Source organism: Azorhizobium oxalatiphilum (genome assembly GCF_014635325.1).
In the GTDB taxonomy this organism is placed as follows: domain Bacteria; phylum Pseudomonadota; class Alphaproteobacteria; order Rhizobiales; family Xanthobacteraceae; genus Azorhizobium; species Azorhizobium oxalatiphilum.
Genome location: NZ_BMCT01000001.1, coordinates 725,427 through 748,712, shown reverse-complemented (window position 1 = coordinate 748,712; position 23,286 = coordinate 725,427). Strand labels below are relative to the sequence as shown.

Genomic DNA, 23,286 nt, shown 5'->3' with positions numbered 1-23,286 from the left:
TGAATCGATTGACTTGAGGGGATTTTCATAAAATCTGCGCTCACCAACAGCGCAATGCGGGCAGCGCTAACAATTTACCCCCGCGATATTCTTATCCCTACCCAGGTCGGTCATGAGAGAACTCACAGCCATGCAGGCGGCCTATTGGGTGGGCCGGCAATCCACCGCGCCGCTCGGCGGCGTGGCGGCGCATCTCTATGTGGAGTTCGACGGCGCAGCGCTGGAGGAAGCGCGGCTGCGCCATGCTCTTGATCGCCTGCACGATACGCACCCCATGCTGCGCCTCAGCATCCAGGCCGATGGCCGCCAGAGCGTGGCCGCACCCGGCACTCATCATCCGCTGTTGCAGGTGGAGGACATGACCGGATGGACGCCACCGGATGTGGATGCCGCGCTGGAGCGCAAGCGACGGGCCGGCACCCACCAGAAACTGGCGCTCGACAGGGGGCAGGTGGCCGAGTTCGCGCTCAGCCTGCTGCCCGGCGGGCGTTGCCGCCTGCATGTGGATTGCGACATGATCGCCGTGGATCCGCAAAGCTTCCGCCTGCTCATGGAGGATCTGGCGCGGTTCCATGAGGACGCGCCGGACAGCGTGCCGCCGCATGGGCCGCCCGACGCCACCTATTTCGATTGCCTCGACCTCCGGCAGGCCGATGCGGCGCACGAATTCCGCCGTGCCCGCGACAAGGCGTGGTGGCGCGGGCGCATTCCGCAGGTGCCCGATGCGCCGCCCTTGCCGTGGCTGGCGGGCGCGGGCGCGCAGCAGGGGGCGCGCAGCACCCGTCTTGCCGCGACACTGAGCCCGGACGAGCGGCAGGCGCTGCTGGCCGCCGCCCGGCGCCACCGCCTCACCCCGTCCGCGCTGATGCTCGGCCTGTTCGCCATGGTGCTCGGCGCGGGCACGCAGGCCAGCCGCTTCCGCGTCAACGTGCCCCTGTTCCACCGCACCGAGCATGGGGCGCACGCCGAACCCGTCATCGGCGAATTCTCCAATCTGCTCATTCTCGGCATGGAGCTGCCCGCGCAGGAGCCTGCGGCGGCGCTGTGCCGCCGCGTCCGCGAGGAGATGGCCACGCTGATTGCCCATTCCGCCTATGCGGGCGTGGACGTGATGCGCGATCTTTCGCGCCATCGCGGCACGCTGGAGGGCGCGCCCGTGGTGTTCACCGCCGGGCTCGACATGAGCGGCGGCGAGCTGTTCTCCGAGCGCGTCACCCGCGTCTTCGGCGAGATGGCCTGGACCGTCTCGCAGGCCCCCCATGTGGCCCTCGATGCGCAGGTGGTCTGCGCCTATGGCGGGCTTCTGATCAATTGGGACGTGCGGCTGGATGCGCTGCCCGAAGCCTGGGTCAGCCGCCTGTTCGCAGCTTACACGGCCCTCGCCCGGCTGGTGGCGACCGATGCGCAGGCGCTTGATCTGCCGTGGGAAAGCCTGCTCGCCCGCGCCGCGCCGGAGCTGGTGCCCGCCCCATCCCCGGAGCCAGCCGCCGCGCCTGACACCCCATCGGAGACAGACACCATGTCCACCCCGCTCAATGCGCTCCAGCAGGCCTATCTCATGGGCCGCGGCACGCATTTTCCGCTGGGCGGCGTCGCCATGCAGGAGTTCCGCGAATATCGCGGCAGGCTCGATCCGCAGCTTCTGCGCGCGCGCCTCGGCGCGCTGGTGGCGCGGCATGCGGGCCTGCGCACCCGCATCCATCTCGACACCCTCACCCAGAGCACCGGCGCCGAGCCGCATCTGCATCTGGACGAGATCGACCTCAGCATGCTCTCCCCCGCCGATGCCGGGCGGCGCATCGACGCCATGCGCGAGGATTACGCGCACCAGATCCACGATCTGGAAAGCGCCCCCTGGCACGTCCTTCTCTTCCATCTGCCGCAGACGGAAGCGAGCGCGGACGCCCATGTGGTGTTCGTGCGCTTCGATGCGCTGATCCTCGACGGGCGCGCCATCGCCCATCTCATGGTGGCCTTGTTCGGCCCCGGCACGCCCGCCGCGCCCGAGCCCCCCACCGCCCCGCCCACGCCCAAACCGCCGGACGCCACCCGGCGCGAGCTGGACGCCGCCTACTGGAGCGGAAAGCTGGCCCACGTGGAAGGCCCGCCCCGCCTGCCCTGGCGCAAGCCGCTGGAGGCGCTGAAAGCCGGCCGCTATGCCCGCGAGAGCCGCACCTTTCCGCGCTCCGACCTCGCGCTGCTGGGTGCGCTCAGCGCCGCCGAGGGCCTGTTCCGCAACACATCGCTTACCGCGCTGCTGCTCGATGTGCTGTCCTGCTTCACCGAGGATGGCACCCTGTGTGTCGGCCTGCCCGTGGCCCAGCCCACGGGCCATCTCAGCAACGGCTCAACCTTCATCGCCCTCACCTATTCGGCCGGTGCGGACAGCTTCGCGGACCGCGCCCGGCGCCTGCAGACGGACACGCTGGAGGGGCTGGAACACCTCGCCTTCTCCGGCATCGACATCAGCCGCCATCTGGTGAGCCACAATGCCCATGCGGTGCCGCTGCCGGTGGTGATCACCAACGGCCTGTCGTGGGAGACTTTGGGCACCGATGCGCCCATGCGCCTTGCCGGCGGCCTCACCCAGACGCCGCAAGTGGCTGTGGACGTGCGGCTTTCCGCCGATGCCAAGGGCAATCTGCGCATCGACATCGACCATGCCCGCGACGCCATCGACACCGCCGTGGTGCGGCAGATTCTGGATGCCTGCGAACGCGCCATGGCGGCGCTGCGCACCCGCAAGACGCTGGCGCTGGACCGCGCTGACATCATCGCCCTCGACCATTACCGCCTGAACGGCACCGAGGCGGAGGCCGTCCGCTCCAACTATCTGGCGCGCATCGCGGAAAACCTGTTCACCGGCCCGCGCACAGGCACAGCCTTCATCTGTGGCGGCGAGGCTCTCTCCTATGCCGCGCTGGGAGACGACATCTCCCGCATCATGGGCGGACTTTCCGCGCGCGGGCTGAAGCCCGGCGACGTGGTGGCGGTGGCCCTGCCGCGCAGCCCGGCGCACATGATGCTCACCGTCTCCTGCGCCTTGCTGGGCCTCGTCTTCGTGCCCATCGACGCGGGCGCGCCGGCCGACCGGCAACGCTTCCTGCTGGAGAACTGCCGCCCCGCTCTGGTGGTGAGCACTGGCGCAGTGGAAGGCTTTGCCGCCGCCACGCCGGACGCATTGCGGGCATCCGCGCCCCATGTGGATCTGCCCGGCCTCATGGCCGCATTGCCAGAGCGCGCGCAGAGCGAACAGCCGGGCTATTATCTCTACACCTCCGGCACCACCGGCAAGCCGAAGTGCGTGGTGGTGTCGAACCGCGCCACCTCCAATGTCGTCGGCAGCACGCTCGCGCACTGGCAGGTCACGGCGCGCGATGTCTTCATGTCGGTGACGCCGCTGCATCACGACATGTCGCTGTTCGATGTTTTCGGCAGCCTCACCGCCGGGGCCGCGCTGGTGATCCCGGCGGCGACGGAAGAGAAGGATGCCATCGGCTGGAACGCTCTGGTGGAGCGTCATGGCGTCACGCTGTGGGTCTCGGTGCCGGCCATACTGGAGATGCTGCTCTCCTGCCGCCGGGACGATGGTCTGCGCTCGCTGCGGCTGGTGGCGCAGGGCGGCGATTACATCAAGCCAACGATCATCAACGCACTGCGGGAGATGAATCCGGCGCTGCGCCTTGTCTCCCTCGGCGGGCCGACGGAAACCACCATCTGGAGCATCTGGCACGACATCACGCCGGAGGACAGCGATCCCATCCCCTATGGCCGCCCCCTGCCCGCCACCCGCTATTTCGTGCTCGATGCCGCCGGCCACCATTGCCCGCCGCATGTGGTCGGGCGCATCCACACGGCGGGGGTGGCGACGGCGCTTGGCTATCTGGTGGACGGCGCCCTCACCCAGACCGATTTCGTCACCGTGGCGGACGAGGCGGGCGCGCCGGTGCGCGCCTTCCGCACCGGCGATCAGGGCTTTTATCGGCCGGACGGCACGCTCATCTTCGCGGCCCGCGTGAACGGCTATGTGAAGGTGCGCGGCGTGCGCGTCTCGCTCCCCGACATCGAGACCGAGCTTTCCCGCCATCCCGCCCTGAGGCAGGTGCTGGTGGTGGATGTGGGCGCCGAACGGCAGGGCGAAGTCAGCATCGGGCTGCTCTATGTGGGCGACGGCACGGCAACGTCCGCCGCGCTGCGTGCGTTCGCCCGCGCCCATTTGCCCGAATCCCACGTGCCCACGCGCTTCCTTGAAGTGGCGGCCCTGCCGCTCTCCGCCAATGGCAAGCCGGATCGCGCGCAGGCCCGCGCCCTGCTGGGGGCCGATTGCCCGCCCGCGCCGGCCGCCACCGCGCCCGCAGCCGCGCCGCCCCCAGCCGGCCCATCCGCCCGCATCACCGCAATCTATCGCGAGGTGATCGGCCCCTCGGCCGGGAATGGTGACGGCAACGATCTGCTCGCCATGGGCCTGCGGCCCTCGCACCTCAAAGCCATCGCTGGCCGCCTCAATGCCGATTTCGGCACCGCGCTCACGCCCGGCCATCTCGTGCGCTGCCGCTCCGCCGCGCAGGTGGCCGAACTCATTCCACACGGGGCCTGACGCGCGCGCGCCGCCGCGCCCCACACGAGGAGACACCTCATGGCCGATCCGCACGCCTCCGGCTGGATGCCCCTGACGCTGCCGCAGCTCGACTTCTGGGAGGAGTATGTGCTCCAGCCGGATCAGCCGCTCTCCACCGTCGCCCATTATCTCGATCTGGCGGGCGATGTGGATGGCGCGGCCCTGCGTGCCGCCGTCACCAAGGCCGTGGGCGAATCCGACGTGCTGGGCATCCGTTTCCGCCTGCCGCCTGGCGGCACGACGCCCGAGCAGGCGTGCGATCCCGAGCGCATTCCATTGGTGAAAATGCTGGACGTGCGCGGCGAGGAGGATCCCGTCGCCGCCGCCCACGCTTTGATGCGCGCGGATGTGGAGGCGCCGCTCGACCTCCTCACCGATCCGCTCTCGGTGACATGGCTGCTGCGGGTCGAGAACAAGCGCTATTTCTGGTATCTGCGCGCTCATCACATCGTGCTCGACGGCTTCGGCATCAGCCTCATCGAGCAGCGCTGTGCCCATATCTATGGCCATCTGGTCGGCGGCGCCGATGCCGGCCCGCCCTTCCACCGCTTCGAGAGCTTCATCGCCGAAGAGGCCGCCTATGGCGCCAGCCCGCGCCACGGGGCCGACAGCGCCTACTGGCGGGACTATCTTGCGCCCGCCACCCGCCTGCCGGTGGTGCACAAGGATGACGAGGGCTATCGCTCCTCGGGGCTCGAGCATGAGGAGGCTCTTCCCGAAGCCTTCTGCGCCGCGCTTCGCAAGGCTTCGTCCCGCACCGGCATCGGCTGGCCGGATCTGCTGGTGATCCTGTCTGGCGCCTATCTCTCCCATCATCTTGGGCGCACGCGCAGCCCGGATGATGGCCCGCTCACCCTGTGGCTGCCCTTCATGAGCCGCTGGGGCAGCGTGGGCGCGCACATGCCGGCCATGCTGGTCAACATCCTGCCGCTGCATGTGGACGTGGCGGCGCAGGAAACGCTGGGCGGCTATCTCACCCGCATGGCCGGCGTGCTGCGCAAGCAACGCAGCCACGGCCGCTACCGCATCGAACAGATGGCCGCCGACCATGGCATCGGGCGCGGGGCGCGCTATCTGTTCTCGCCGCTGGTGAATGTGCTGCCGTTCAATCCCGCCGTGTTCGCTGGCTGCGAAGCCACCCGCCACGTGCTGGCCAACGGGCCGGGCGACGGCTTCGAAGTCACCTTCCGGGGCCGCGATGACGCCAGCGGCCTGACGCTCAATCTCGATGCCGATCCGGCGCTGGTGCCGCCCGAGGCCTTCCACGGCCATGCCCGCGACCTGCCGGCCTTCATCCTGCGGGCGCTGACGGAGATGGACCTCGGCCGGGCGCTGTCCACGCTGCATCCGGATGCCGTGCGCGCGGGAGGCGGTGCGGGCGATAAGGTGAGGAGCCGTATGCTAAGCGTTGAAGCAGCAGAGGACCGACATGCGCACGAGCTGGTGAGCAGCGGGCCGCCTATGCCACAAAACGCGCGTCATGCCCGGGCTTGACCCGGGCATCCACGTCGGGCCGACGCTGGACGGTGAGAAATCCGGGCGTGCGGCTGTCGGTCGCCAACACTTCAGCCTGTCACATGCGGAGGGACGTGGATCCCCGGATCAAGTCCGGGGATGACGACCCACTTTTGTGCAGCTGTTGAGCACTGAACGAGGGTCGCGCCCTCACACCCGCCGGTTCTGCGTCAGCAGCCACAGCAGGTAGCCGCCGCCCAATATGCCCGTGGTGTAGCCGATGGGCAGGTTGAGGCTGAAGGGAAAGCGCAGGCTGATCAGATCGGCGGTGAGCAGCAGCACCGCCCCCATCACCGCGCCCGAGAGCAGCGGCACGCCCGGCGCGCCGGTGAGGCGGCGGGCGAGCTGGGGCGCGGCGAGCGCGATGAAGGCGATCGGCCCCGTGGCGGCGGTGGCGATGGCCGTGAGGCCGGCAGCGGCCACCACCATCACCAGCCGCAGCCGCTCCACGCCGACGCCGAGCTGGCTGGCCGCATCGTCGCCCATCTCCGTGATGTCGAGCCGCCGCGCGTAAGCCAGCGCCACCGGCGCCAGCAGCAGCAGGCCAAGCCCGGCCGGCACCGCGTGCGACCAGGTTCGGGCGTTCAGCGAGCCCGCCAGCCAGATCTGCGCCGAGACCGCCTGATCCAGATGCCCGGCCACCAGCAGCACGGTGTTGATGCCGGTGAGGATGGCGCCCACCCCCATGCCCACCAGCACCAGCCGCCCGCCGCCCGTGGTGCGCCCCTTGCGGGAGAGCAGGAACACGACGGCCCCGGTGACGATGCAGGCCAGCACCGCACCCAGAGCGGTCGCCAGAGGCCCGGCATCGAACAGCACGATCTGGGTGATCGCCCCCGTGGCCGCGCCGGTGGTGAAGCCGATCATGTCCGGCGAGCCGAGCGTGTTGCGCGAGACAGACTGGAAGATCGCCCCCGCCATGCCCAGCCCCGCCCCCACGAAGACGGCGGTGAGCACGCGCGGCAACCGCAGCCGCAGGATGACGCGGTCGGCCATGGCATTGTCGCCGGTGCCGGTAAGGCTGCCCATCACCTCGCCGGGCGAGAACGGCAGCGTGCCGGTGCCGAGCAGCACGATCCCCAGCATGAAGCCCGCCGCCACCAGCAGGCCGCACACGGTGAGCGCGCGGGGACGTGCCCGCAGCGAGACCGGGCCAAGGCGCAGGACGCGGGCGGCGCTCACAGCGTCCTCAGCCGGAAGCGGCGCACGACGATGAGGAAGAACGGCCCGCCCACCAGCAGCGCGACGATGCCCGCCGGCACTTCCGCCGGGGCCGCCAGCACGCGGCCGAGAATGTCCGCGCCCAGCAGCAGGATGGCGGCGAACAGCCCGCCATAGGGCAGGATCCAGCGATAATCCGGCCCCACCACCATGCGCGCCACATAAGGCGTCACCAGCCCCACGAATACGATCGGCCCCGCCCCTGCGGTGGCCGCGCCCACCAGGAGCATCACGGCGAGGCAGGCAAGCAGCCAGGTGGCGCGCACATTGGTGCCCAGCGCCTGCCCGAGATCGCGCCCCAGCGCCATGGCATTGAGACTGCCGGCCAGCGGCAGCACCACCGCCAGCCCCAGCGCCACGCAGATGGCAAGGCCGGTGGCGGTGCCGAAATCGCGTCCCTCCATGGAGCCGGACGCCCAGTGGCGGAAATCGTCATAGACCGTGGGCGGGGCGTTCACGATGATGACGCCGGTAATCGAGCCCAGCACCACGGAGAGGCCGGCCCCCGCCAGCACGAGGCGCACCGGATTGGTGCCGGTCTCGTGCGCGCGGCCCAGCAGGAATACTGCCACGCCCGCCAGCCCCGCGCCCAGCGTGGCGAAGAGCACATAATGCGCCATGCTCACCAGCCCGAAGGCGCTGACCCCGATGATCACCGCCAGCGCCGCGCCGGCATTGATGCCCAGCAGGCCGGGCTCCGCCAGAGGATTCCGCGTCGCCGCCTGCATGATCGCCCCGGCAACGCCGAGCGCTCCGCCCGCCAGTATGGCGACGAGGGTGCGCGGGATGCGCAGTTCCCGGACGATGAGGTGCAGATCGTTGCGCGGATCATGCCGCACCAGCGCCTCCAGCGTGTCGGCGAGCGGAATGGCGCGCGAACCCACCGCGAGACTGACCAGTGCGCCGAAAGCGAGCAGCAGAAGGCCAAGCGCCAGCCCGCCGAGACGGCGCCGTCGCCGGGCGGTGAGGACGGAGACGCGCAGCCCCTGGCTCACCAGCGCCGTCACGGCTTGGCGAAGGCGGCGGCCACGCGATCGACCATCTGCAGCCCGGAATAATAATCGATGCGGAAGGAGGTCGGCCCCAGCGCATAGACGCGCTTGTTCACCACCGCCGGATGGTTCGCCAGCACCGGATCGGCAAGGAAGGCCGCCACATCCTTGTCGGTGCCGCGCAGCAGGAAGACGCTCTCCCCCTGAATGGCCGCCGAGAGGTTCTCGCGCGAGACGAAATCATAATCGGAGGCACGGGCCACATTGGTCGCCATGCCGGCCGGCAGGCCCACCACGGTGAAGCCCAGCGCCTGAAGCAGGCGGGCCTGCGTGCCCGTGGGCTGGGCCACCGAATAGCTGCTGCCGATATTATAGCCAACAATGCTCACCGGCGCCCTGGGCGGGGTGATGCGGGCGGCAACCTCGGCCGCATGGGCATCGAAGCGCTTCACGGCGGCATCCGCCTCGGCTTCGAGACCCAAGGCCTTGCCGAGCTGAAGGGCGATATCCTGCCAGCTGTTGTTGGAATAATTGACCACGAGGGTCGGAATGCCCTGCGCCTTCAGCTCGGCGAGATAGGGCATGCCGCTGTCGGCGCCGGTGGCCGAGGCCACCACCAGATCGGGCCTGGCGCCGATCACCGCCTCGATGTCGAACTGAAGGTTGCCGTAGAGCACCTTGACGCCCCGCGTGTCGGCCACCTCCGCCCATTGGGCGAAGAAGCCCTTGCGATCGGTGAGCGGGCTCGGCGTGGTGGCGGCGCTCGCCACCACGGGCGCGCCGATGGCGAGCAGGATGCCGGTAACGCTCGGCGAGGTGGAGACGATGCGCAGCGGCTTTGCCGGCAGCGTCAGCTCGCCGGCTTCGTGGCTTACGGTGCGCGGCCAAGACTGCGCCTGCAACTGCGCCTGCGCCGCAACCGGCTGCACCAGAAGGACGGCGGCAAGCAGGAGCCCCGCGAGGCGCAGCCCGGCGCGGACAAGCTCCCGGCGGGACGCAGCGGCGACAGTCACGTCAGACACCCCCGCCATGCGGCATCGCCCCTTTTCCCGTTGTCCTGCCGGCCGGAAACAAAAACAGACCGCCGCACTTCACTCTTGAGCAGGCGACAAATACCTTGAGCAGGCGATAATTACATGGATGGACACATTCCATCTTGAGATATAGCCATATATAAAGCCGGCTGGTGGGCGTGCAACACACAACCACCATCTTAGAAAGTTTCAAAAAGTCGGTTTTACTTCATCCGGCGCGGGCCGCAGCATGACAGACACAAAGGGCACAGGACGCAGATGCCGCACCGCCTTTATGCCGAGGATCTGACCCTTCGCTACAATGCCCGCACCATTTCGCAGGGCCTGAATGTGGCGGTGGAGGATGGCGCGTTCACCGTCATCGTCGGCCCCAATGCCTGCGGCAAATCCACCCTGCTGCGCGCCCTCGCCCGCCTGCTGGCGCCCGCCGCCGGGCAGGTGGTGCTGGATGGCCGCAGCATCGGCACCCAGCCCGCCAAGGAGGTGGCCCGCCGGCTCGGCCTGCTGCCGCAGAGCGCCACCGCGCCGGACGGCATCACGGTGGCCGACCTCGTGGCGCGCGGGCGCTATCCGCACCAGTCCTTCCTGCGGCAGTGGTCGCGGGCGGACGAGACAGCGGTCGCTGCCGCCATGGAGGCCACACGGGTTGCGGAGCTGGCCGACCGGCTGGTGGATGAACTCTCCGGCGGGCAGCGCCAGCGGGTGTGGATCGCCATGGTGCTGGCGCAGGAGACGCCCATCCTGCTGCTGGACGAGCCCACCACTTTCCTCGACATCGCCCACCAGATCGAGCTTCTGGATCTGCTGGCGGGCCTGCACCATCAGGGCCGCACCATCGTGGCCGTGCTGCACGATCTCAACCACGCCTGCCGCTATGCCTCGCGCCTCATCGCCATGAAGGACGGCGCGGTGATCGCGGAAGGGCCGCCTTCCGCCGTGATGACGGAAGCCCTGGTGGAGGACGTGTTCGGGCTGGCGAGCGTGATCATTCCCGATCCCGTCGCCGGCACGCCCCTCGTGGTGCCCCGCCAGCGCCCGCCCGAGGAGCTCGCGCGGATGACGGTGGCGCGGGGGTGAGGACGAGCGACAGTTGCGCCTACTGCGGCAACATCTGAGGATCGTCATGGCCGGACTTGATCCGGCCATCCACGTCCCTCCGCCGGGACCACCACCCGACTTAAGAGCGCACGGTTAGCGCACACTCAACTTGGCACCGGCCACGGTCGGCCCGACGTGGATCCCCGGATCAAGTCCGGGGATGACGACCGTTTTTTACTAGTCTGATGATCAGTTGACCGATGCCCCCGCCCCTCAGGTCAAAAACGTATTGAACCGGTTCCACAGCTCCTGTCCGCGCTGGAGCGTGGCGTGCATGGGCTCGCGCCGCATGCGGGCCACAAGCCCGACCATCGCCCCCGCAACGCTCATCAGCGCCGTGAAGCTGTCGAACACCGAGAGGCTCACCGTCTGCACCAGCAGGCGGTGGGTGGCGAGCGGCAGCAGCGGGGAGAGCGGCGAGTCGCTCAGCGCCACCACTTTCGCCCCCTGATCGCGAAAATGCTCCGCCACGCGGATGCCCGAGGGGCAGTAGCGGCGAATGGAAACGCAGATCAGCAGATCATCAGCCCCTGCCCACAAGAGCCGGTCCGCCACCATGGACTGACCCGTCTCCAGCAAGGTGACATTGGGCAGGCACAGGTTCAGATGCGTGTAGATGAAGTAAGCAACCGCATAACTGTCCTTCTCGCCGACGATGAACACCCGGCCTTTGGCGCCGAGAATGGCCTCCACCAGCCCCTCCATCTGCGCCGGATCGAGCTGCGCGAAGGTGGATTTCAGATTGTCGATCTCCACTTCCTGATAGCGGATGAGGAAATCCCGGTTGCTGCTGCTCGGTGAATCAACAACGCCCATGCGGTCGATCGGCGAACTGAGCTTGAGCGCCACCTCGCGCCGCGCATCCTCCTGCGCCTGCGAAAAGCTCGCATAGCCAAGCTTGGCGAAGAAGCGCACCACGGTGGCCGCGCTGATGCCCGTGGTGCGGCCGATGGCGGACGCCGATTGCAGCACCGCCTGCGGATAATTCTCGGCCAGATAACGCGCGATATCGCGCTCCCGTGCGGTCAGGTCCGCCTGCCGGGCTTCGAGACGCTCAATCAGGGTGGTCATGCATCCGTGCTCCCTCGACACAGCATGAACCGCTCCCGCAGCGCAATCACGTCCACTTTTTGGACAGCGATGCCTCTGAAATGATCTTTACAGAAAAAAGATGGTCAGCAACATTGTTTGTAGCCACAGGCACTCAGGGTAAGCGAACGTTCGACGTTCCCACCCTGGCAAGGAGCCCCCATGCCCGACGCCGCTGAACCCGCCGCAGCAACGCCCGCCACCGGAGCCCCGGTGGCCATCGTCACCGGCGCGGGACGCGGCATCGGCTTCGCCTCGGCGCGGGAACTGGCCCGCAAGGGATATCGCGTCGCACTCGTCGATCTCGGCGGCGCGGAGCTGGACGGGGCGGTCGCCACGGTGGCATCCGAAGGCGTGGAGGCCATCGGCCTGCCCTGCGATGTCAGCGATTACGCCCTCGTGCAGGATCTGGCCGCGCAGGTGCTGGCGCGCTGGGGCCGCATTGACGTTCTGGTCAACAATGCCGGCATCTCGCAGCCCAAGCCCATCCTCGACATCACCGAGGCCGAGTGGGACCTGACCATCAACGTCAATCTCAAGGGCTGCTTCAACTGGTGCAAGGCGGTGGCGCCGAAGATGGTGGACGCGAAGCGCGGGCGCATCATCAACATGTCCTCGGTCAGCGCCAATACGGGCGCGGCCCGTTCCGCCGTCAGCAAGTTCGCCTATTGCGCCTCCAAGGCGGGCGTGCTTGGCTTGACCCGTGGGCTGGCCAAGGAACTGGCGCCCTACGTCACCGTGAACGCCATCTGCCCGGGCTCCATCGAGACCCATCTCACCGCCGCGCTGATCGAGGCGCGGCGCGATGAAATCACGAACGGCATCCCGCTCGGGCGGGTCGGCACGCCGCAGGACATCGCCGTGGTGGTGGCGTTCCTCGCCACGGTCGAGCCCAATTACATCACCGGCGAGGTCATCGACGTCGACGGCGGCCAGTGGGTCAACTGAGCACGGTTTCAAGCATGTAACACCCGCCGCAAAGTGCGGCGGCACAAGCCGAAAACAGGTTCCGACGGGGGATCGAGCATGAAGGACGCCACCCGGCGCCATTTTCTGCGGTGCGCCCGCCCGGCCATGCGGGGCCGCGCATGAGCACGCCCGCCGGCGCCCCCACCCGCGCACTGGATGGCCTGCCGCCGCGCCGGATCGATTACGGCCGCCTGTTCTCGCTGCTGATGCTGCTGGCCCCGGCCGCGCTGCTGCTGGCGGTCGGGCTGCTGTGGCCGTTCCTGACCATGCTGCGCATGTCGTTTCTGGATCGCTATCCGGATCCGTCCGCGCTCACGCTGGAATATTACACCCTCGTCCTCGGCGATCCCTACTTCCTGCGCATCATCGGCCGCACCTTCTCGCTGGCGCTGGTGGTCACGGTCATCACCGCCGTCCTCGCCTATCCGGTGGCCTGGTTCCTCGCCCGCTCGCGCTCGCGCTACAAGCACCTCGTCTTCCTCGCGGTGATCTCGCCGCTGATGGTCAGCATCATCGTGCGGTCCATCGGCTGGACCATCGTGCTCGGCAATGAGGGGCTGATCAATGCCCTGCTCCACGGCCTCGGCCTCATCGACGGCCCGCTCCAGCTCATGCAGAGTTTCTGGTCCGTGGTGCTGGGCATGGTGCACATCCTCATCCCCTTCATGGTGCTCTCCATCGCCTCGGTTCTGGGCAAGATCGACCCCAGCTATGCGGAAGCCGCCTATGTGATGGGGGCCAATCCGGTGCGCACTTTCCTGAAGGTGACGCTGCCGCTCTCCGTGCAGGGCATCGCGTCCGGCTCGGTCATCGTCTTCTGCCTCACCATCGGCGCCTATGTGACGCCGGTGATGCTGGGGCGCGGCAAGGTGCTGGTGATGGCCATGGGCATCTTCGAGCAGATGGTGGTGACGGTGGATTGGCCCACGGGCGCGGCGGTGGCCATGGTGCTGACCATGGGCACCATGCTCGTACTCATCGCCTACGGCCTGTTCCTGCGCCGCTATTCCCGCCGATAGGAGGCCGCCATGAGCTCTTCCGAAGCCTTGAGCAACTCACATGCCCCCAAGGCGACTTCCGGTGAACGGGCGCTCAGCCTCTATGTGTGCCTGATCCTGCTGTTCCTGGCGCTGCCCATCTTCATCGTGGTGCCGCTGGCCTTCTCCAGCGACGCCTCGCTGAGCTTCCCGCCGCACGGCTTCTCCTTCCGCTGGTTCGTCAACATGGTGAACCGGCAGGAGTTTTTGCGCGCGGCCGGGCTCAGCGCCATGCTCGCCGTGGTGGCGACCATCTGCTCGCTCATCGTCGGCAGCCTCGCCGCCGTGGGGCTCGTGCGCTATCACTTTCCCGGCCGCGATACGCTGCTCATGGTGTTCATGACGCCGCTCATCTTCCCGGCCATCGTGCTCGGCGCCGGCCTTGCGCTGATGTTCTCGCCGCTCGGCCTGCTGCGCAATTTCTGGGGCCTGCTGCTGGCCCATATGGTGGTCACATTCCCCTATTGCCTGCGCACGTCGCTCGCCACTTTGCACGAGGTGGACAAGGCACTGGAGGAAGCCGCCTACACGCTCGGCGCCAACCGCTGGAGGACCTTCCGGCATGTGACGCTGCCGCTTATGCGGCCCGGCCTGCTGGCGGGCGCCACCTTCTCGCTCATCATCTCCTTCGATGAGTTCACCATCACCATGTTCCTGGCCGGCCCCGGCCTGATGACGCTGCCGCTCGAAATGTACAATTACACCGAGTTCAGCCTCGACCCGACCATCGCCGCCATTTCCACGGTGCTGCTGATCATCACCTCCATCGCCATCGTCATCATCGAGAAGCTGGTCGGCCTCGGGAAACAGTTTTCCTGAGACGCCGAACCCGCCACCAACCAGATCACAGGGGACCCGACATGAGCGACAAAGACACAAGGAACCTTCTCTCCTCCTTCGACGGCCACCTCAACCGCCGCTCCCTGCTGCAAGGGCTCGTGGCGATGGGCGCCGGCGGCACGGCGCTGATGCAGTTCGGCGAGGCGCTGGCGCAGGCCACCGCAGAGGAAGTGGCGCAGCTCACCATCCTCTCCCAGCCCGGCATCGTCCCCGAGATCCTGAAGGACGTCACCGTTCCGCAGTTCGCCAAGAGCTATCCCAAGACCTCCGTGGTGTTCGAGGCGGCCTCGAACGCGGTGGCCTATCCCAAGATGCTGGCGCAGCGCGGTAATCCGGTGATCAGCGGCGCCATGGTGAACGATCTGTTCGCCCAGCGCGGCCTCAACGACAAGATGTGGGACAAGTTCAACCCCGACTTCGTGCCCAACGCGAAGAACCTGCCGGCCGGCCTTACCACGCCCGGCGGCTTCGGCATTCCGTTCCACCTTTCGCCCTGGGGCATCATGTACAACCCGGACAAGGTGGAGGAGCCCAAGTCCTGGACCGATCTCTGGGACCCCAAGTACAAGGGCCGGGTGTCCATGTGGGATGCCTATTATGACGCCTACATCATGGCTGCCGTCGTCACCGGCAAGGGCCCGGATGTGGAAGCCGGCATCAAGGCCTGGGAGCCCCACAAGGCGAACATCGGCGCCTGGGTGAACTCGCCCACGGCGGAAGAGGATCTGGTGAGCCGCGGCGAAGTGTGGCTGGCGCCGCACTGGGGCTCGTGGACCGCCATGGCCAAGTCGCAGGGCAAGAATGTCGCCTTCACCATTCCCAAGGAAGGCGGCGTGCAGTGGACCGGCCACATGCAGGTGTGCACCGGCTTCTCGCCCCGCGTGTCCGAGCTGACCCAGCGCTATCTCAACACCTGGCTCTCCGACGAGTGCCAGCTGGCCTGGATCGAGCGCGGCTTCTACTCGCCCGCCAGCACCAAGGTGCAGATCCCGGAGGCGATGAAGTCCAACCCGGCCATCATGACCGCCGAGGATGCGGTGAAGAAGCTGGTGCAGCCGGACTTCGCCAAGCTGGCCGCCGCCATGCCCAAGCTCAAGGGCCTCATTGACCGCACGCTCAAGTCCTGACGGGTACGCCATGAACGGTTCAATCAACGCTTCCGCGTCCATGGGGGGCGCGACCATCGGGGCGGCTCGCGTCGACCTCGACAGCGTGAAGAAGTGGTACGGCCCGGTATTGGCCGTTCGTGGCGTCTCCCTCTCCATCGAGCCGGGGGAGATGGTGTGCTTCCTCGGGCCTTCGGGCTGCGGCAAGACCACCACGCTCCGCATGATCGCGGGGCTGGAGACGCCCGACGAGGGCGAGATCCGCATCGGCGGCGAGGCGGTCAACCGCCTGCCGCCGTGGAAGCGCAACGTGGGCATGGTGTTCCAGAACTACGCCCTCTTCCCCCATATGACCGTGGCGGAGAACATCGCCTTCGGCCTGAACATGCGCGGCACTTCGGGCAGTGAAGTCCGCGCCAAGGTCGAGGCGGCGATGGCGCAGGTGCGGCTTGCCGATTATGGCGACCGCCGCCCCTCCCAGCTCTCCGGCGGCCAGCGCCAGCGCATTGCGCTGGCGCGTGCCATCGTCACCCGCCCCAACGTGCTGCTGCTGGACGAGCCGCTGGCCGCGCTCGACAAGAAGCTGCGCGAGCAGATGCAGGTGGAGATCAAGCAGTTGCAGCGGGCGGTGGGCATCACCACCGTCTTCGTCACCCACGATCAGGAGGAGGCGCTCACGCTCGCCGACCGCATCGTGGTGATGGAGGAGGGCCGCATCGTGCAGATCGGCGCGCCCTCCGATGTCTATGAGCGGCCGAAAAGCCGCTTCGTCTCCGACTTCATCGGCTATACCAATGCGGTGAGCGGCAAGGTGGAGGCAATCACCGCCGGCCGTGCCCGCGTTTCCACCGCCTCGGGCCACGCCTTCGAGGTTCCGGCGGGCGAGGGCATTTCGGCCGGCGACAGGGTCGACCTCGTGATCCGCCCCGAGAAGGTGGTGGTTGATCCGGCGAACACCGACGGCCTCATGGTCCTGGACGGCACGCTGGTCCACACCGTCTACACCGGCGCCGTCACCTATTCGCACGTGGACATCGGCGCCGGCGACGTACTCATCGCCATGAGCCCGAATGCCCATGGAGAAGCGGCCACCGCACCCGGTGGACGCTTGCGCATCGGCCTGCGTCCGGACACCATGCTGATGTTCCCCAGCCGCGGCTGAAACCCTTCATCGGGAAAGGTTTTTCGGCGGTATCGGGGACACGTCAGACAACAGGCGACGGCCCCGCGCGGCCGTCAGGCAAGGGGTTCGGGACCGATGCAGCGTTATGCCAATCTTCGCCCCAACATGGCCCGGCTGTGGGAGACGCTGGAGCGCTCCGCCGGCATCGGCGCGACGCCGCGCGGCGGCCTCGCCCGCCTCGCACTGTCCGAGGACGACGGCCAGATGCGCCGGCTGTTCCAGGGCTGGTGCGAGGACGCGGGACTGAAAGTCGCAGTCGATCCCATCGGCAACATGTTCGCCTTCCGCCCCGGCCGCGACAAGGACGGCAAGGCGGTACTGCTCGGCAGCCATCTCGACACCCAGATCAAGGGCGGCCGCTTCGACGGCATCCTCGGTGTGCTGGCGGGGCTGGAAGTCGTTCGCACGCTCAATGAGCACGACATCGAGACCCGCCTGCCGCTGTGCGTGGTCAACTGGACCAATGAGGAAGGCGCCCGCTTCGAGCCGCCCATGATCGGCTCCGCCGTCTTCACCGGCGACAAGAGCCTCGACTTCGCCTTGTCCCGCACCGACAAGGACGGCATCACGCTCGGCGCCGCGCTGGAGGCCATCGGTTTTTCCGGCACGCAAGCCCAGTCGCCGGAGCATTTCGACAGCCTGTTCGAGCTGCATATCGAGCAGGGGCCGAAGCTCGACGAGAGCCGGACCCAGCTCGGCATCGTCACCGGCGCCTTCGCCGTGCGCGGCTTCGTGGTGGAGGTTCTGGGCGAGACCGGCCATGTGGGTCCCACCCCCATGCCCAAGCGGCACAACGCTCTGGTGGGCGCGGCGCATGTGACGCTGGCCATCGAGGAGACCGGCTGGGCGCTGCATCCCACGGGGGGAAAATCCACCACCATGCGCCTCAAGGCCGAGCCCAACCTGCTCGGCATCCTGCCCGACCGGGTGGAGATGACCTGCGACATGCGCCATCCGGACGATGCGGTGGTCTCCCGCGCCATGGCGGATTTCACCCGCCGCATCCCGGAGCTGGAGGCGAAATCCCGCTGCACCATCCGCATCCATGAGGGCTGGTCCTATGGCGGCATGGAATTCGACAAGGACCGGGTTGGACTGGTGCGCACGGCAGCGGAGAATTTCGGCTATTCCCACGCCGACATGCTCACCGAGGCGGGGCATGACGCCATGCACATCGCCAATCATCTGCCGGCAGCCATGATCTTCACGCCCTGCGAGGGCGGGCTGTCGCACAACGAACTGGAAAACGTGACCATCGCCGACATCGAGCCGGGCGTGAACGTGCTGTTGCAGGCCGTGCTCGCCCGCGCCGGCTGAGCGGAAGCTCAAGCTGAGGCCAAAGACACAACAAAGGTGCCGGAGGACATGGGGTCATGCCCGAAGTGATGGTGAAACAGGGTGCGGGGAGCCATGCGCCCTCCTATTGGGCGGCGACGGCTGTTCCCGCGCCCACCTTCACACCGTTCACCGGCACCCGGCGTGTGGAGGTGGCGATCATCGGCGGCGGCTTCACCGGCCTGTCCGCCGCCTATCATCTGGCCGAGCAGGGCATCGAGGCGCTCGTGCTGGAGGCCAATGACACCGGCTGGGGGGCGAGCGGGCGCAATGGCGGCATGCTGCCGCCCCGCTACAAGAAGGGCTTTTCGGGCATCGCGGGGAAATATGGCCACGATGTCACCCGGCGCCTGCACGGCATCATCCTCGAAGCGGTGGACACCGTGGAAAGCATGGCCGAGCGCATCGGCGGCGACAGCGGCTTCCGGCGCACCGGCCAGCTCACCGCAGCCCACACCCGCGTGCATCTCGCTACGCTTGAAGCGGATCGCGACTGGGCCGCGCGCGAGGCCGGCGACCGCACGCCGCGCCTGCTCGACCGCCGCGAGATGCAGGAGGAAGTGGGCGGCGGCAGCCATGCGGGCGGCTGGCTCGACCCGCGCGGCGCCGGCATTCACCCGCTCAGCTTCGCCCGCAACGTGGCGGCCTATCTCGCTCGGAAAGGCGTGCCCATCCACACCGCGAGCCCGGTGCGCCGGCTGGTGGACGGGCCGGACGGCGTGACGCTCCATCTCGATGGCGGCACCATCACCGCTGATCAGGTGGTCATCGCCACCAATGGCTATACGGGCATGATCCCGTTTGCGCCCGGCCAGCTGGACAAGCGGCTGGTGGCGGTAAATTCCTCGGTGCTCGCCACCGCGCCATTGGGCGATAATCTGGCCGCCAGCCTCATGGCCGGCCGGCGCATGGTGGCCGACACCAAGCACATCATGAATTATTATCGGCTCAATGAGGATAATTGCCTCATCTTCGGCGGGCGCGGCGACATCACCGGCGGCAGCGACGATCCCGCCGTCTATGCCAAGCTCGAACAGCAGATGGTGGAGACGTTTCCCCAGGTTGCTGGCGTTCCCGTCAGCCATCGCTGGTCCGGCATGGTGGCTGTGACGCGGGATGATTTCCCCCACATCGGCCGGGTGTCGCAGCGCGTATCCTACGCCATGGGCTATGGCGGGCGCGGCGTTGCGCTCTCCAACATGCTCGGCAAGCTGCTGGTCCCTCTCGTGCGCTGCGAGACGGTGGATGCCGGCCCCATGAGCAGCAATCCGTTCCTGCGCTATCCCTTCCATGCCTTCCGCATCACCGGCATGCAGATCGTCGCCGGGTGGTATCGCTACCTCGATGCCAAGGCCCTGCGCGCCGAGCGCGCAGGCTCCTGATCGCCCACCCCTTCCCTGACCGGCGCGATCCCCCCGCGCCGCCGCACAGCGAGTGACATGATGACGGCATCGGCTTCCGGCAAGCGTTTCGAAATCGGCGTGGATATCGGTGGCACCTTCACCGATATCGTCTGCCGCGAGCCGGGCGGCGGCATGCGCGTGATGAAAGTGCCCTCCACGCGCAAGGATCCCTCGCAGGCGGTCATCCGCTCACTTGGCCTCATGGCGGAAAAATGGGGCCTCGCGGTCGGCGATATCGACCGCTTCATCCACGGCACCACGGTCGCCACCAACGCCGTGCTGGAGCACAAGGGCGCGAAGATCGGCCTCATCACCACCTCGGGCTTCCGCGACGTGCTGGAGATCGGCCGGCAGTATCGCACCAATGTCTATCATGTGGTGCTGGAGCCCTCCACGCCGGTCTTCCTCGCCCCCGGCGCGCTGCGCCGCGAGGTGCCAGAGCGCATGTCCGCGCAGGGCGCCGTGGTGACGCCGCTGGACGGGGCGGCGCTGCTGGCGGCGGCGGACGAACTGGTGGCGCAGGGCGCGCAGGCCATCGCCATCTGCTTCCTGTTCGCCTTCCTCAACCCCGCCCACGAGCTTCAGGCGAAAGCGCTGATCGCGGCCAGGCACCCGAAACTCATGCTCTCGCTCTCGCACGAGGTGGACCCTGCCTTCCGCGAATATGAGCGCACGGTGGCCACCGCCTTCGATGCCTATGTGAAGCCGGTGGTGGATGACTATCTGGCCGAGCTGGAAGGCGGCCTCGCCCGCTCCGGCGTCAACGCCCCGTTGCAGGTGATGCAGTCGCGCGGCGGCCTCACGGCCGCGCAGATCGCCCGCGAGCGGCCGGTGCGCCTGTTCCTCTCCGGTCCCGCGGCAGGCGTCATCGGCGGGCGCATCGTCGGCGCTTCCGCGGGCATGCACGACCTCATCACCATCGACATCGGCGGCACCTCTGCTGATATCGCGCTCATCAGCCAGTCCAAACCCATGATCCGGCCGGAAGGCATCATCGGCGGCTATCCGGTGCGGGTGGCCATGGTGGATGTGAACACCATCGGCTCCGGCGGTGGCAGCATCGCGGCGCTGGATGCCTCCGGCGGCCTGCGCGTCGGCCCCCATTCCGCCGGCTCCGAGCCGGGGCCGGCCTGCTATGATCGCGGCGGCACCCAGCCCACCGTCACCGATGCCTCGGTGGTGCTGGGCTATCTCGACCCCGCCTTCTTCGCCGGCGGCACCTTCCAGCTGAAGGCAGAGCTGGCCCATCAGGCGGTGGAGAGCGTGGCAGGTCCGCTGGGCCTCGACAAGGCGCAGGCGGCGCTGGGCATCCACCGCGTGCTGAACGCGCAGATGGCCGAGGGCATCCGCCTCGTCTCGGTGCGGCAGGGCGTCGATCCGCGCGGCTATGCGCTGGTGCCGCTGGGCGGCGCGGGCGGCGTGCATGCCACAGCCCTCGCCCGCGAGCTGGGCATGACGCGCGTTCTGGTGCCGCGCATTCCCGGCGTGCTGGCCGCTGCCGGCCTGCTGGCAGCCCCCATCGAGCATGAGGTCTCCGCCTCCTTCACCACGCCTTTGGCCGATCTCGACAAGGCGGCGCTGCTCAAGGCTCTGGAAGGGGTGGACGCCAAGGCCGCCGCCCTCATCGGCGCCGAGCGGGTGACGCCCGATGAGATGACGATCAGCTATTTCGCCGACGTCTGCTACATCGGCCAGTCCTACAATCTGGAGATCCCGCTGCGGCTGGATGCGCAGGACACCGCCGACCATCTCTATCGCGACTTCCTCGCCGCCCATGATCGCGTCTATGGCCATGCGGTGGAGAGCCCGGCCAAGCTCGTGAACGTGCGCACCGTGCATCAGGCGCACGGCAGCGAGGTGCTGGAAGAGATGCGCTTCGCCCCGCGCGAGGGCGCGACCGAAGTCGGCAAACGCCACGTGCAGTTCGCCGGCCAGAGCGCGCCCGTGCCCGCCACCATCTACGACCGTGACACCTTGCCCGCCGGCTTCCGCTTCACCGGCCCGGCCATCGTCCAGCAGTCCGACACCACGACTGTCGTGGAGCCGGGCTGGTCCGGCCTGGTGGACGACGCCGGCAATCTCATCCTCACCCGCCAGTGATCGGAGGCACACCATGACCATTGCTCAGAACGCCCTCGACCCGATCACCGTGGAAGTGGTCCGCAACAAGCTTGAAGGCATCGCCAACGAGATGCAGCAGACCCTGCTGCGCTCCTCCTTCTCGCCCATCGTGAAGGAGGGGCTCGACGCCTCCGCCAGCCTGTTCACCGTGAAGGGCGAGACGCTGGCGCAGGCCATCGCCATCCCCATTCACCTCGCCACGCTGATTCCCTGTATCGCCCGTATTCTCAAGACCTTCCCGCTGGAGACCATGCAGGAAGGCGACCTCTATCTGATGAACGACCCCTATCTCGGCGGCACCCATCTGCCGGATATCGCGCTGGTGCAGCCGGTGTTCGCCAAGGGCCGCGCGGTCGCCATTTCCGCCACCATGACCCACCATCAGGACATGGGCGGCATGTCGCCCGGCTCCATCCCCACCAATGCCACGGAGATCTTCCAGGAGGGGCTGCGCATCCCGCCGCTGAAGTATCGCGACCGGGGCGTGGTCAACGAGACGCTGGTGGCCATGATCCGCCAGAACGTGCGCATCCCGGACACGGTGATGGGCGATCTCAACGCCCAGCTCGCCGCCTGCAATGTGGGCGCGCGCCGCATGGCCGAGATCGTGGAAAACTTCGGCCACGACCAGACGCAGGCCATCTTCGCTGACCTGCTCGACCGCTCGGAGACGCTGACCCGCGCCGCTTTGCGCCAGATGCCCGAGGGCACCTACCGCTACGTCGACTTCAGCGACAATGACGGCATCGAGCTCGACAAGACCATCCGCTTCGAAGTTGCCGTGACCATCAAGGATGGTACGCTGAGTTGTGATTTCACCGGCTCCTCGCCGCAGGTGAAGGGGCCGTTCAACTGCGTGCCCTCGGGCTCGCTGGCCGCCGCCTGCTTCGCTGTGCGGGCGATCACCGATCCGCAGATCCCCACCAATGCCGGCTGCTTCCGCGCCATCGAACTGACGCTGCCGGAAGGCTCCATCGTCAATCCGGTGGAGCCGGCGCCGGTGAATTCGCGCACCGCCACCATCAAGCGCATCACCGGCTGCATCCTAGGCGCGCTGAAGGACGTGCTGCCCGAGCGCGTGCCGGCGGACAATTCCGGCGAGCTGCTCGCCCTCATGTTCGGCGGCCGCTACGCCAACGGGCGCGCGTTCGTGACCGGCGAGCTGATCACCGGCGGCAGCGGCGCGGGCCTTGCCAGCGACGGCGTGGACGTGATCGAGACCGATGTGACCAACTGCATGAACCTGCCCGCCGAGGCCATGGAGATGGAGACGCCCATCCGCGTCAACCGTCTGGCCCTGCGGCCGGATTCCGGCGGCGCGGGCAAGCGGCGCGGCGGGCTCGGGCTGATCAAGGAGTATGAGATCCTCGAGGGCGAAGTGACCTTCACCCATCGCGGCGAGCGCCATTTCTTCGCCCCCAAGGGCGCCAATGGCGGCGAGGCTGCGGCCTGCGCCCACTCGGTCATCCACCGCGTGAGCGGTGCGCAGGAGGTGATCCCCTCCAAGCAGATGACCACGCTCGGCAAGGGCGACCGCGTGGTGGTGGAGACGGCCGGCGGCGGCGGTAACGGCCCGGTGACTGAGCGCACGCGTACCGACATCCTCACCGATATCGCCAATGGCAAGGTGAGCCCGGTGAAGGCGCGCGAGGTCTACGGGCTCACCGAGCCAGTCTGAGCGGACGCTTTGTAACGATAGTCGCCTCCTGCCCCCTCCCCATCCCT

Annotated in this window: 16 protein-coding genes; 12 read left to right on the top strand and 4 right to left on the bottom strand. The window is 68.0% G+C overall.

From position 1 onward, the window contains the following. Window positions 1-112: 112 nt before the first annotated feature. Entirely contained in the window at window positions 113-4,597 is a 4,485-nt protein-coding gene (locus tag IEW24_RS03375; protein WP_244644121.1) for an amino acid adenylation domain-containing protein, read from the top strand. Window positions 4,598-4,636: 39 nt separating this feature from the next. Beyond that, the gene (locus tag IEW24_RS03370) at window positions 4,637-6,112 is read left to right on the top strand and encodes a condensation domain-containing protein (protein ID WP_210324120.1); all 1,476 of its coding nucleotides are present in this window, start codon (window positions 4,637-4,639) and stop codon (window positions 6,110-6,112) included. A gap of 171 nt (window positions 6,113-6,283) precedes the next feature. On the opposite strand, the gene IEW24_RS03365 is transcribed toward IEW24_RS03370, so the two are convergent. Genes IEW24_RS03365 through fepB form a run of 3 tightly spaced genes read right to left on the bottom strand, consistent with a single transcriptional unit; the run spans window position 6,284 to window position 9,377 of the window. Then, window positions 6,284-7,315: a FecCD family ABC transporter permease gene (locus tag IEW24_RS03365; protein ID WP_244644119.1), complete on the bottom strand. Its 1,032-nt coding sequence runs from the start codon at window positions 7,313-7,315 to the stop codon at window positions 6,284-6,286. Further along, entirely contained in the window at window positions 7,312-8,349 is a 1,038-nt protein-coding gene (locus IEW24_RS03360; protein ID WP_244644118.1) for a FecCD family ABC transporter permease, read from the bottom strand. Before IEW24_RS03360 ends, IEW24_RS03365 begins: the two co-directional genes overlap by 4 nt. Before the next feature lie 8 nt (window positions 8,350-8,357). Further along, window positions 8,358-9,377 carry a Fe2+-enterobactin ABC transporter substrate-binding protein gene (fepB, locus tag IEW24_RS03355; protein WP_188575400.1) on the bottom strand — a complete coding sequence of 340 codons (1,020 nt, stop codon included), beginning with the start codon at window positions 9,375-9,377 and terminating at the stop codon, window positions 8,358-8,360. A 261-nt stretch (window positions 9,378-9,638) separates the two neighbouring features. Here fepB and IEW24_RS03350 point away from each other — a divergent pair, with 261 nt between their 5' ends. Further along, window positions 9,639-10,457, top strand: coding sequence for an ABC transporter ATP-binding protein (locus tag IEW24_RS03350; RefSeq protein WP_188575397.1), 819 nt, complete (start codon window positions 9,639-9,641; stop codon window positions 10,455-10,457). A gap of 234 nt (window positions 10,458-10,691) precedes the next feature. Here the strand turns inward: IEW24_RS03350 and IEW24_RS03345 are convergent, their stop codons facing one another. Next, window positions 10,692-11,549 carry a MurR/RpiR family transcriptional regulator gene (locus tag IEW24_RS03345; RefSeq protein ID WP_188575395.1) on the bottom strand — a complete coding sequence of 286 codons (858 nt, stop codon included), beginning with the start codon at window positions 11,547-11,549 and terminating at the stop codon, window positions 10,692-10,694. Window positions 11,550-11,729: 180 nt separating this feature from the next. Here IEW24_RS03345 and IEW24_RS03340 point away from each other — a divergent pair, with 180 nt between their 5' ends. The 9 genes from IEW24_RS03340 to IEW24_RS03300 all read left to right on the top strand — a co-directional run bounded on the left by IEW24_RS03340 (window position 11,730) and on the right by IEW24_RS03300 (window position 23,239). Continuing rightward, window positions 11,730-12,515 (top strand): SDR family NAD(P)-dependent oxidoreductase, encoded by a 786-nt coding sequence (locus IEW24_RS03340; protein ID WP_188575394.1) that lies wholly within the window; start codon window positions 11,730-11,732, stop codon window positions 12,513-12,515. Window positions 12,516-12,655: 140 nt separating this feature from the next. Further along, on the top strand, window positions 12,656-13,555 hold the full coding sequence (locus tag IEW24_RS03335) for an ABC transporter permease (RefSeq protein ID WP_188575392.1): 900 nt from the start codon (window positions 12,656-12,658) through the stop codon (window positions 13,553-13,555). A 9-nt stretch (window positions 13,556-13,564) separates the two neighbouring features. Beyond that, entirely contained in the window at window positions 13,565-14,392 is an 828-nt protein-coding gene (locus IEW24_RS03330; RefSeq protein WP_188575390.1) for an ABC transporter permease, read from the top strand. 41 nt (window positions 14,393-14,433) lie between these two features. Continuing rightward, window positions 14,434-15,540, top strand: a complete 1,107-nt coding sequence (locus tag IEW24_RS03325) for an ABC transporter substrate-binding protein (protein ID WP_188575387.1) — start codon at window positions 14,434-14,436, stop codon at window positions 15,538-15,540. A gap of 10 nt (window positions 15,541-15,550) precedes the next feature. Continuing rightward, window positions 15,551-16,681: an ABC transporter ATP-binding protein gene (locus IEW24_RS03320; RefSeq protein ID WP_188575386.1), complete on the top strand. Its 1,131-nt coding sequence runs from the start codon at window positions 15,551-15,553 to the stop codon at window positions 16,679-16,681. Between the two features lie 96 nt (window positions 16,682-16,777). Further along, a complete protein-coding gene (locus IEW24_RS03315) occupies window positions 16,778-18,019 on the top strand; it encodes a Zn-dependent hydrolase (protein ID WP_188575384.1) in 1,242 nt (413 codons plus the stop codon). A gap of 56 nt (window positions 18,020-18,075) precedes the next feature. Then, complete coding sequence (locus tag IEW24_RS03310) at window positions 18,076-19,419, top strand: NAD(P)/FAD-dependent oxidoreductase (protein ID WP_188575382.1); 1,344 nt, start codon at window positions 18,076-18,078, stop codon at window positions 19,417-19,419. Window positions 19,420-19,476: 57 nt separating this feature from the next. Then, window positions 19,477-21,540, top strand: coding sequence for a hydantoinase/oxoprolinase family protein (locus IEW24_RS03305; protein ID WP_188575380.1), 2,064 nt, complete (start codon window positions 19,477-19,479; stop codon window positions 21,538-21,540). A 13-nt stretch (window positions 21,541-21,553) separates the two neighbouring features. Next, the gene (locus IEW24_RS03300; protein WP_188575378.1) at window positions 21,554-23,239 is read left to right on the top strand and encodes a hydantoinase B/oxoprolinase family protein; all 1,686 of its coding nucleotides are present in this window, start codon (window positions 21,554-21,556) and stop codon (window positions 23,237-23,239) included. Window positions 23,240-23,286: the final 47 nt, after the last annotated feature.